Here is a 10,133-nt window from a genome sequence, read left to right on the forward strand (position 1 = left end):
TTGCGGATACACTTCTATTTTCCCGCGCTTTCTCTTTGACGAAACCGCACATTTTTACGGTGCATGGTAGCACCCATTCTGAGCGGATGTCGTTGCCGCAAAACGCCGCAGAGACGTATGCCTCTCTGCGAGAGAGTTTCGCGTTGACCCACAGTATCGTAAGCTTTTTTACTCAGGCTTTGATATCGAGACCAGCTTCCATTGCGGCGGCGACGAAAGCTTTTCGGGCATCTTCCGGCGTTTTCTTTCCAGAGCCGACCGCCGCGAAGATAAGCAGCGCACGATCAAGCGCTTCTCCTTCTTCTGTCGGCCAGTCCTCGATCATCGCCCAGGATGCTGCTTGCGTTGTGTCGATGCTCGTATAATCACCCGGTTCTTCAAAGGCGACCAGCACAGGTTTCGTCCATTTGGTATGCATTGCGGTTCAAGCCGATCTGTTCTCAAGACACCTCATTACAAAATCGCTACAGCATTTTGCATGAGATTTTTCAGGAGCTGCGTCTAACCGCTTATGAGGCGAGGTTCAACGGTAACTCGCCATCAATCGTCACGACCAAATATGGGCCAGTCCCTAACGACGCGACGATCTATGATCTGTAGCGATCGATCCGGTAAAATCTGATAGGTCTCGATATATCGATCCCCATCCCACGTCCTGAAACTATGCGTGAATGTGCTGCCGATGGGCGACTTGGTAAGTTTTGTGCGCGGCTGGCCATTATAGGTAATGCTACCGGGAATGGGTTGCAGTTCGCGTGATGAAATACCTGTCGTGCAGCCCGCGACAGCCAGTGTCAGGGCTGAGACGATAATGGGCAGGGTGATTTTCATGATGCGCTCCGTTGGCGTGCGTGCGACGCTCACAACACGTTATGACTAATTTGTCTCAAACGAGACGCAGAATTTCTTGTTCCAAATTCATGTCCCACTTTCGGCTCGAATACTCTTTCTACTTGGGCTTATTGTCACGCGTAGGCACCCAGCCCCGTGTAAAGCCATATCCCATTGCGACCACGGCCAGATTTAATTGCTACTGCAGGTGCTCAATCTCTTCCTGCATCGTCTCGATAGCAGCTCTGGCGTCTCAATTATGGCATTCAAGAATGTAATCTGCGACATCAACCTCACCGCGGCTAAAATCCGAACACACGTTTCCAGTCTCCTGTTCAAGAGTTTCAAATGCCGCATTTTGTTTCGGAAAGCACACGCCCCATGTGCCAACGATGTTCTGATTATGTTCTGGTTGGGGAGGAGTCAATAGAGGAGGAGGGGAATTAAATCAGGAACGATTTGCCATACCCTGATTTGGTGTAGCGGAACGGTTCAAGCCCAAATTGCCGTACCCAGAATTTTATTTAAGAATTTCAAATGGTTGTTTGGTGCGCTATAAAGCGTTGGAGGCCTCGCCCGGAATTGAACCGGGGTACAAGGATTTGCAGTCCTGTGCGTCACCACTCCGCCACGAGGCCTCACGGCTTGAATAATCAAGCGATGGCCGGGGTTTAGAATAATCCTAAACGATGTGCAAGAGGGACGTTCTGAATATCGGCCGATTTTTTATTATGAAAACGTGGCGCAGGAGGGCGGGGGGTTTTGTTTTCAATCGTCTTTGGAGATGGTGCCTCGCCTTCGAAAAGGCGAGGCTAGGAAATTTAGATTCTGCCTAGGAGAACGAGAACCAATACTATGACAAGAACCAATCCCAGGCCACCCGATGGACCGTAGCCGTAATTATGGTAGCCCCAGCTCGGAAGGGCGCCGATCAGGAACAGAATAAGCAAGATAACCAGGATTGTGCCGAGCATTTTTGCCTCCAGCCGTTAGCGATGATTTTCGTTCGTATTCAATGATTAGCGGTCAAAAAAGTTCCGCTGGAGACGGTATGATATCACCACCAATTTCGAGTGCCGTTCTGTGGCTGGTGGCCTTCGGCGATACGCGCAGCTTTTTTGCAACATCTGTATCCTAAAGCTTGAAAGGACAGGCGGAGCCAATTAAGACGATTAGCAAAATGCGGTAGGATAAATTCCTTGCCGCGCAGGACTTCTATTTGAGGCAATGAACGTCATGATGGATTTCGAAACCGCACGCGCGAAGATGGTGGATGGCCAGTTGCGCACGACCGATGTAACATCGCACTCGGTTCTCAAGGCTTTTCTTGCCGTTCCGCGAGAGGCTTTCGTTCCTGATAGCGCAAGGCAGATCGCTTATGTCGACGAAGACCTGCAGATCTGTCCTGCCAAGGACGGACGCCCAGCGCGTTATCTCCTCAAGGCGTCTCCTCTTGCCAAGCTTTTACAGCTTGCTGCTGTGACGAAGGATGACCTTGTTCTCGAAATTGGCGGTGGGACTGGTTACCTATCCGCAATTCTCTCGCAGTTGGCGGGCTCCGTCGTATCGCTTGAAAGCGATGAGGAGCTTTCGGCGCGCGCCATCGAGACGCTTTCCGCGCTTGGCTATGATAACGTCGCTTCCGTGAAGGGCGAACTCGAGAAGGGTTACGCGGCAGAAGCGCCATATGACCTGATTTTCATCAATGGCTCTGTCGAAGAGGTCCCCGCTGCCCTGTTGGACCAGTTGGCGGATGGCGGTCGGCTCGTTGCCGTGGTTGGCTACGGAAATGCTGCGAAAGCAACCGTATACCAGAAGGAAGGCAAGGGCATTTCATCCGCTACGTCTTTCAACGTCTCGTTCAAGCCACTGCCCGGTTTTGCAAAGGCGAAAGTGTTCGTTTTCTAAGACTGGTTGCTGTAGGGACGAGTTTGAAAAGACCCGCTTGTTGAGTGGGTCTTTTTTGTTTGCGTGGTTCTCTCGGCAAATAAAGCTGTGTATCGAGCAGTTTAAGCGAAAAGCCGGATTCTATTCCGTCGATGGCTGCCCTAAACTAAAGGTGATTCGGAGCATGCGTATTTTTGCTCCGCTCCGTTAGAATGTAGCAATCGGGGATAGATAATGGCTCAGCCAAGTGTCGCGCGTGAACCATCCATGGAAGAAATTCTGGCGTCCATTCGCAGGATCATTGAAAGCAATGAGCCCGCGACGTCAGATGCTTTTTCCGGCCACCTGCCTCCGGTTTATGATGATGAGGGTGAGCATTCCGATGGTGCATTTGCAGTAGAACCTGTGAGCCCGCCTTCACATGTCCCGCCTGCCGCAAATCAGGGATATGGTGCGCGTCAGCAGGCCGATTTCGCGCCGTTTTCCGAACGAAACGAACCAGTCGTCGAGCGTCCACAGGAAAACACCATGTCACTGGCCGATGTGGCTGCCCGCGTTCGTGCCGCGGCTGATCGCAACGCCGCCATGGGTGCCCAGGCTTTTGCAGCACAGCGTCCGGCCGAAACGGCGCCGCCTCAGTCTCAGCCAGTATTTCAGCCAGAGCGGATCGCGCCCGCTGCGCAGCGCCCCACGGATGTGCGCCCATTGATGGCTGCCGTTTCCCCGCAGCCGAAGGACGTTATCGGCGACGTTCCGTCCTTTTCTTCAGCGCCTGCTGTTGCGCCTCAGGTTCCATCCTGGGAAAATCTGGAACTGCGCGGCGCAGTGGAGCCTGAAAAGCCATCGACTCGCACGGTGGAGGTTCCGGTTGAATCGCCAGTCTTGCCAGCGGTTGAAGAAAGCGCCCTCTCGGTTAACCTCATTTCGGCCGCTGCCGGTGCGCAGATTGCCAAGTCATTCGGGGAACTCGCCGAGGTGTTCGATGGCGTACAGCGCCCGACCATCGAGCAATTGGCGCAGGATATGCTACGGCCTATGCTTCAGGAATGGCTGGAAGACAATCTACCGACGCTTGTGGAGCGCCTTGTGCGCGAAGAAATCGAACGCGTGGCCCGCGGCCCTCGTCGTTAAGCCGTATATGTGTAATAGATATAAGCCGCTCCAAATCCGGGGCGGCTTTTTCGTTTCGTAAGCATGAGCATCGATTTGTCCACTTTGTGTTGACTCTCAACCGCTCATCCTTATTTAAAAATTCAAAATAGAACTCCAGATTTCAGGTCAGGAAATGCTCGAAAAGACCTACGATTCCGCCGCCGTCGAACCGAAAGTTGCCAAAGCCTGGGACGAGGCCAATGCGTTTCGCGCTGGCGCAAATGCAAAGCCAGGTGCGGAAACCTTCACCATCGTCATCCCTCCGCCGAATGTGACGGGCTCTCTTCACATGGGGCACGCGCTGAACAATACGCTGCAGGACATTATGGTCCGCTTCGAGCGTATGCGTGGCAAGGACGTGCTTTGGCAGCCGGGCATGGACCATGCCGGCATCGCCACGCAGATGGTGGTTGAGCGCAAGCTTGCGGAGCAGAAGCTGCCCGGTCGCCGTGACATGGGCCGTGATGCTTTCGTTGAAAAGGTATGGGAATGGAAGGCTGAATCCGGCGGTTTGATCTTCAACCAGTTGAAGCGTCTCGGCGCATCCTGCGACTGGTCGCGCGAACGTTTCACAATGGATGAGGGTCTTTCCGAAGCCGTTCTGGAAGTCTTCGTCACGCTCTACAAGCAGGGCCTGATCTACAAGGACAAGCGCCTCGTCAACTGGGACCCGAAGCTGCTGACCGCGATTTCCGACATGGAAGTCGAGCAGCAGGAAGTGAAGGGCAACCTCTGGCACTTCCGCTACCCGCTGGAAAAGGGCGTTACCTATCAGTACCCATGTGCGTGGGATGATCGGGGTGCGCCAACCGAGTATGAGACGCGCGATTACATCGTCGTTGCAACCACGCGCCCGGAAACGATGCTGGGTGATACCGGCATTGCCGTTCACGCGGATGACCAGCGTTATCAGGGTATCATCGGCAAGCATGTCATTCTGCCGATCGTCGGTCGCAAGATCCCGATCGTTGCCGATACCTATGCCGACCCGAGCACGGGTACGGGCGCTGTGAAGATCACGCCTGCGCATGATTTCAACGACTTCGAAGTCGGAAAGCGTTGCGGCCTGCGCGCCATCAACATCATGAATATCGATGCGACGATTACCATCAAGGAGAACGAGGATTTCCTCGAAGGCCTCGATCATCCGGCAGCGTTGCACGGCGCCTGGGATCGTCTGGAGGGGCAGGACCGTTTCGCTGCCCGCAAGATCATCGTGGAAATCTTCGAAGAAGCCGGTCTGCTCGACAAGATCGAGCCACACAAGCACATGGTGCCGCACGGCGACCGTGGCGGCGTTCCAATCGAGCCGCGCATGACGGAGCAGTGGTGGGTCGACAACAAGACGCTGGCCCAGCCTGCGATCGCTTCCGTGCGCGAAGGCCGCACCAAGTTCGTGCCCAAGAACTGGGAGAACACCTACTTCCAATGGATGGAAAACATCCAGCCATGGTGCATTTCTCGCCAGCTTTGGTGGGGTCACCAGATCCCGGCATGGTACGGCCCTGATGGTCAGGTTTTCGTCGAGAAGACAGAGGAAGATGCGCTTCAGGCGGCTATCCAGCACTATATCGCTCACGAAGGCCCGTGGAAGGCCTGGGTTGAAGAGAAGCTGGAGAACTTCCAGCCGGGCGAAATCCTCGTTCGCGATGAAGACGTTCTCGACACCTGGTTCTCGTCTGCGCTGTGGCCATTCTCCACGCTCGGCTGGCCGGAAAAGACGCCCGAACTTGCGCGCTATTATCCGACAAACGTTCTGGTCACCGGCTTCGATATCATTCCGTTCTGGGTCGTTCGCATGATGCAGATGGGTCTGCATTTCATGAAGGACGATGCGGGCCATGCCGTCGAGCCGTTCCACACCGTCTATATTCACGCGCTGGTTCGTGACAAGAACGGCCAGAAGATGTCGAAGTCCAAGGGCAACGTCATCGACCCGCTGGAGCTGATCGACGAATACGGTGCCGATGCGCTTCGCTTCACGCTCGCCATCATGGCAGCGCAAGGGCGTGACGTGAAGCTGGACGCGGCGCGTATCGCTGGTTATCGCAATTTCGGCACCAAGCTGTGGAACGCCACGCGCTTTGCCGAAATGAATGGCGTGAATCGCGATCCGCACTTCCTCCCCGAAACGGCGACGCAGACGATCAACCGCTGGATCTTGACCGAACTTGCCAACACGGCACGGGACGTCACAGCCCAGATCGAGGCCTATCGCTTCAACGATGCCTCGGCGACGCTCTATCGCTTCGTGTGGAACCAGTTCTGCGATTGGTATCTGGAACTGCTGAAGCCTGTCTTCAGCGGCGAAGATGAAGCGGCGAAGACAGAGGCGCAGGCCTGTGCAGCTTACGTTCTGGAAGAAATCTACAAGCTTCTTCACCCCTTCATGCCATTCATGACCGAAGAACTGTGGGCGCATACGGCAGGTGAGGGCGAGAGCCGAGATCGTCTGCTCTGCCACGCAGACTGGCCGATGCCTGAGTTCCGTGACGAGGCTGCAGCTGCGGAAATTAACTGGCTGATCGACCTCGTTTCGGGCATTCGCTCCACGCGTTCCGAGATGAATGTTCCGCCTGGTGCCACCGCTCCGCTGGTCATAGTGGCTGCCAACCCGACGACCGAGTCCCGCCTCGACCGTCACTCCGCAGCCATTCGCCGTCTGGCACGCGCTGACGAGATACTGGCAGCCGATTCAGCGCCGAAGGGTTCGGCTCAGCTGGTTCTGGGTGAGGCCACCGTTTGCATCCCGCTCGGCAACCTTATCGACATCGCCGCCGAGAAGGCACGTCTCGAAAAGGCTATAGGCAAGGCCGAAGCCGAACTGGAGCGTATCGACAAGAAGCTGTCGAACGAAAAGTTCGTTGCCAACGCCGACCCGGAAGTGGTTGCCGCCGACCGTGAACGCAAGGCCGAGTTGGAGCTTCAAATAAAGAGCCTCAAGATCGCACTTCAGCGCGTCAATGAAGCTGGCTGAGTAGCACAGCCTTACAAAACAGGGAGGCGCTTACAGGTAGGCGCCTCCTGTCTATAACTGATAGAATCACCCGTTTTTTTCGCATCTGTCCCAAGTAAAGATCGCGTACCCTTCCGCGACATTCCGGCAATTGCGGCTGCAATTGGCTATTTTTACGTGAAAATTATGTTTGTTGTCACATGGTCACAGATGGCACGATCATTGCGATAAAATACCAAGTTTGGCGGATTAATCCCAAATAATTAGAATAATAAACTGCACAACAGTCGCTGCAGAGCGTGGCAGGTTTTTTTACGTAAAAATTTTAGCTTTTGTCGGGTTTTGCTAAGTCCTGCGACACATTGTCTTTTTCTAAGAAGCACTTCAGTTTCCTCCCATCACATTGCCTTGATTGGGGAGAGAGATGGCAAAACAGAATCCTATCATAACTGGCGCTCTTGGCCTTGCCATCGGCTTCACGTCTTTGACACCTGCCTTTGCGGGTGGTCTCGAGCGCGGTGGCTATAATATCGATCTTCTGTTCGATACTTCCGATTACGTGCTGGACAGCACCGCCACATTTGTTGCTCCGCAACGAGAAGTCAAAGACGCTCGCGATAATCCGCTCCCTTCAAAAGGCGGCGGCCCTCTGCCCGCTTCATGGTCGACAAGCGCGGACGATTCTGAAAATTATTGGTCTCCGCGTATCGGCGCCAAGGCGGCTATAGGCGATTACGGCGACTGCATGTTTGATTATTCGGAGCCATGGGGAGCTCATCTCAAGCCCGGTATCTGGCAAGGGTCAAGCTACAACATAGAGACTAAGGTAGAATCCCATAATTATGCGACTACGTGCCGTGTAAAACTCGAAATGGGAAAAGGTCAACTTTCGCTTATCGGAGGTGGATTCTATCAAGAGATAAGTGGCTATAAATATCGCCAAGTTGTATCGCCCTTGGCATTAGGCCCTCTTTATCCTTCCGTCTTTTCCGGCGTGGGGAAACTGGAAATGGAAGGTGACGGTTGGGGGTGGAGAGCTGGCGTTGCCTACGAAATTCCCGAAATCGCGTTCCGTACGAGCTTAGTATATAATAGCGCCGTCGATTACGATCTTAGTGGTACGGTCGATCTAACGAATGTTCCCGCCGTACCCACTAACCCCGTGCTCGCGGTCTACGGCGGACGCATTACCCCGGTTTACGGCTCTGTCTCCTTGCCAGACAGCGTTGAACTCAAGGTGCAGTCGGGTGTCGCGCCAGGTTGGCTCGCGTTCGGTTCCGTCAAATGGACGGATTGGAGCCAAATTCAAACAGTTGCCTTTTGCCCCGTTGGTGTTTCGCCTTGTGTGGCAGGAGTTACCGCCCTTAACACACTCGATCAGTTTTACCGTGATGGCTGGACGATATCGGGAGGTGTCGGTCACAAATTTAACGACCAGTGGAGCGGCGCTGTTAGTTTGACTTGGGATCGTGGTACGTCCACGGTCATCGGCACCCAAACCGATACTTGGTTGCTTGGAACACAGCTCGTTTATTCGCCGAACAAAAGTATCGAATTCAAAATCGCAGGTGCACTTGGTCTTCTGACCTCCGGAGAATCTTCGATTGCTGGGAGACCGTGCGGATTGACGACGTGTGGCGACGAGGCGGGCTATCGGTTCGGAAACGATTTAGTGGCCGCAATTTCCACGGGCGTAAAAGTTAAGTTTTAACGAAATATGATTTCTCTGAAAACCCGGCTCTCATCAGCCGGGTTTTTTGTTGCCCAACGGCAATATTGTGACGATTTGGCAACATCTTTATGCAACCTTCACGTAGCGTAAGAATGAAGCCTAATTTGTCCATTTCCCGCCACAAAGCATGTGCTTGAATGCTTTCGCAGGCAGGGAAATAGAAGAATATGCGGACTTCGAAAGTGGTTCTGCGGAAGTGGTAAAAGTGAAAACAGGTGCGGATTCAGGCTTTAAGCAAGTAACTGCGGAATTCAATTCTGCTAGCTCGTTTGGTGGAATCCAGGCGATGACGAAACGCCGTTATGTTGCCGGAAACGGTACTTATATCTGTCTTCATGAAAATACTGAGCTATCGCCGCAAGAGGTCACTGGCAGCACGATGGAGAGTGCTGCTGGAGAGACGCAGTGTGTTCGAAATCGCGGCCCGGCGTGGATTGGCTTTGCCGTATTGCGTGAGTTTTCGCTTTGCGCCGGGAAGAGTGAGAGAAGTTCGTTGAAATGCTGAAATGTGACATCAACGTTTTGAAACCGCTGTGTCTGGGGATTATGCTGGCATCGCTTTCAGTGCCAGCACTCGCCTTCGATATCAAGTCGGGCGTCACCAAGGAATCCGGTCCTTTCGACCTCTTCAAGTTCGGCTTCAAATCCTACAAGGATGGCAAAAAGGAAGATGCCGTAGAGGCCTACCGCTACGCTGCGGAAAAGGGCCATACCGGCTCTCGCTGGGCCCTTGCCAACATGTATGCCTATGGCGATGGTGTTGCCAAGAACGACTTCGAGGCCTTCAAGATTTATAGCGAAATCGCTAGCCAGGGCGTGGAGCCCGGCTCTGAGGACACAGGCTTTTTCGTCAACGCCCTTTTGTCGCTTGCCGATTACTATCGTCATGGCATTCCAGGTAGCCCGGTCAAGATGGACCTGGGGCAGGCTCGCCAACTCTACTTTCAGGTTGCCTCAACCTTTGGTGTTGCTGAAGCCCAGTTTCAGCTTGCACAGATGATCCTGGCGGGTGAGGGTGGTCGAGCAGACAGCCAGCAGGCAAAGAAGTGGCTCAATCAGGCCCGCAGGCACGGCCATGCAGGCGCTATGTCTATATTCGGCAATCTTCTGTTTCAGGAAGGCCAGACGGTGCGCGGCCTCGCTTTCATGACCGCCGCACTGGATAAATGCGCTCCGGTCAACTGCGTTTGGATACAAAGCCTTCAGGAGCAGGCCTTCTCAGTTGCTGCCGAAGACGACCGTCGGGTCGCGATCTCGCTTGCGCAGAATATTTCTTCGGGTAACGCTGACTGATTTCCACATCATGCCGCTTTCCACATCATGCCGCGTGCTGAGAGTCAGCTCACGCTCATTCGCGCGGCGACAGTATATTTACGCCGAGGACTAGGTGTTTGATCCCGGACTTTGATGGTGCATTATTTTCCCAAGCTTGGAGGGATGCACTATGGGACAAATTCTGCACGGCAGCGCCACGACGACGGAGGCAATCCGTCGAGCAATACAAAATAGTCAAGAGAGCCTGAGGGCTCTGTCAAAGCGCTACGGGATCAATCAGAAGACTGTGGCCAAGTGGCG

Annotated in this window: 9 protein-coding genes, 1 tRNA gene and 1 pseudogene; 7 read left to right on the forward strand and 4 right to left on the reverse strand. The window is 54.0% G+C overall.

Annotated elements, in window-relative coordinates; all coding sequences use genetic code 11:
• Window positions 1-172 precede the first annotated feature (172 nt).
• The 4 genes from G6L28_RS06125 to G6L28_RS06140 all read right to left on the reverse strand — a co-directional run bounded on the left by G6L28_RS06125 (window position 173) and on the right by G6L28_RS06140 (window position 1,805).
• Window positions 173-418: a DUF982 domain-containing protein gene (locus tag G6L28_RS06125; protein WP_174062890.1), complete on the reverse strand. Its 246-nt coding sequence runs from the start codon at window positions 416-418 to the stop codon at window positions 173-175.
• A 122-nt stretch (window positions 419-540) separates the two neighbouring features.
• Window positions 541-831 (reverse strand): hypothetical protein, encoded by a 291-nt coding sequence (locus G6L28_RS06130; protein WP_174062891.1) that lies wholly within the window; start codon window positions 829-831, stop codon window positions 541-543.
• 564 nt (window positions 832-1,395) lie between these two features.
• Window positions 1,396-1,469: transfer RNA gene (locus G6L28_RS06135), tRNA-Cys, on the reverse strand.
• 183 nt (window positions 1,470-1,652) lie between these two features.
• Window positions 1,653-1,805 (reverse strand): DUF3309 family protein, encoded by a 153-nt coding sequence (locus G6L28_RS06140; RefSeq protein WP_084631335.1) that lies wholly within the window; start codon window positions 1,803-1,805, stop codon window positions 1,653-1,655.
• 262 nt (window positions 1,806-2,067) lie between these two features.
• Here G6L28_RS06140 and G6L28_RS06145 point away from each other — a divergent pair, with 262 nt between their 5' ends.
• The 7 genes and pseudogenes from G6L28_RS06145 to G6L28_RS06175 all read left to right on the forward strand — a co-directional run.
• Window positions 2,068-2,739, forward strand: coding sequence for a protein-L-isoaspartate O-methyltransferase family protein (locus G6L28_RS06145; RefSeq protein WP_174062892.1), 672 nt, complete (start codon window positions 2,068-2,070; stop codon window positions 2,737-2,739).
• A gap of 213 nt (window positions 2,740-2,952) precedes the next feature.
• Window positions 2,953-3,849 carry a PopZ family protein gene (locus tag G6L28_RS06150; RefSeq protein WP_174062893.1) on the forward strand — a complete coding sequence of 299 codons (897 nt, stop codon included), beginning with the start codon at window positions 2,953-2,955 and terminating at the stop codon, window positions 3,847-3,849.
• 154 nt (window positions 3,850-4,003) lie between these two features.
• Window positions 4,004-6,847 (forward strand): valine--tRNA ligase, encoded by a 2,844-nt coding sequence (locus G6L28_RS06155; RefSeq protein WP_174062894.1) that lies wholly within the window; start codon window positions 4,004-4,006, stop codon window positions 6,845-6,847.
• A gap of 403 nt (window positions 6,848-7,250) precedes the next feature.
• The gene (locus G6L28_RS06160; protein WP_174062895.1) at window positions 7,251-8,537 is read left to right on the forward strand and encodes an outer membrane protein transport protein; all 1,287 of its coding nucleotides are present in this window, start codon (window positions 7,251-7,253) and stop codon (window positions 8,535-8,537) included.
• Window positions 8,538-8,691: 154 nt separating this feature from the next.
• Window positions 8,692-9,063, forward strand: coding sequence for a hypothetical protein (locus G6L28_RS22825; RefSeq protein ID WP_234902480.1), 372 nt, complete (start codon window positions 8,692-8,694; stop codon window positions 9,061-9,063).
• Window positions 9,057-9,851: an exopolysaccharide production regulator ExoR gene (gene exoR / locus G6L28_RS06170; RefSeq protein ID WP_174062896.1), complete on the forward strand. Its 795-nt coding sequence runs from the start codon at window positions 9,057-9,059 to the stop codon at window positions 9,849-9,851. The genes G6L28_RS22825 and exoR overlap by 7 nt, the downstream gene beginning before the upstream one ends.
• Window positions 9,852-10,002: 151 nt before the next feature.
• A pseudogene (locus tag G6L28_RS06175) lies at window positions 10,003-10,133 on the forward strand (IS481 family transposase); the annotation flags it as partial.

Source organism: Agrobacterium larrymoorei, from assembly GCF_013322225.1.
GTDB classification, from domain to species: Bacteria; Pseudomonadota; Alphaproteobacteria; order Rhizobiales; family Rhizobiaceae; genus Agrobacterium; species Agrobacterium larrymoorei_A.

What these genes read in the sequence shown, in the direction of transcription:
- G6L28_RS06160 (WP_174062895.1), top strand. Translation starts at nt 7,251, where the DNA reads ATGGCAAAACAGAATCCTATCATAACTGGCGCTCTTGGCCTTGCCATC.
- G6L28_RS06125 (WP_174062890.1), bottom strand. Translation starts at nt 418, where the DNA reads ATGCATACCAAATGGACGAAACCTGTGCTGGTCGCCTTTGAAGAACCG.
- G6L28_RS06155 (WP_174062894.1), top strand. Translation starts at nt 4,004, where the DNA reads ATGCTCGAAAAGACCTACGATTCCGCCGCCGTCGAACCGAAAGTTGCC.
- exoR (WP_174062896.1), top strand. Translation starts at nt 9,057, where the DNA reads ATGCTGAAATGTGACATCAACGTTTTGAAACCGCTGTGTCTGGGGATT.
- G6L28_RS06145 (WP_174062892.1), top strand. Translation starts at nt 2,068, where the DNA reads ATGATGGATTTCGAAACCGCACGCGCGAAGATGGTGGATGGCCAGTTG.
- G6L28_RS06130 (WP_174062891.1), bottom strand. Translation starts at nt 831, where the DNA reads ATGAAAATCACCCTGCCCATTATCGTCTCAGCCCTGACACTGGCTGTC.
- G6L28_RS06150 (WP_174062893.1), top strand. Translation starts at nt 2,953, where the DNA reads ATGGCTCAGCCAAGTGTCGCGCGTGAACCATCCATGGAAGAAATTCTG.
- G6L28_RS06140 (WP_084631335.1), bottom strand. Translation starts at nt 1,805, where the DNA reads ATGCTCGGCACAATCCTGGTTATCTTGCTTATTCTGTTCCTGATCGGC.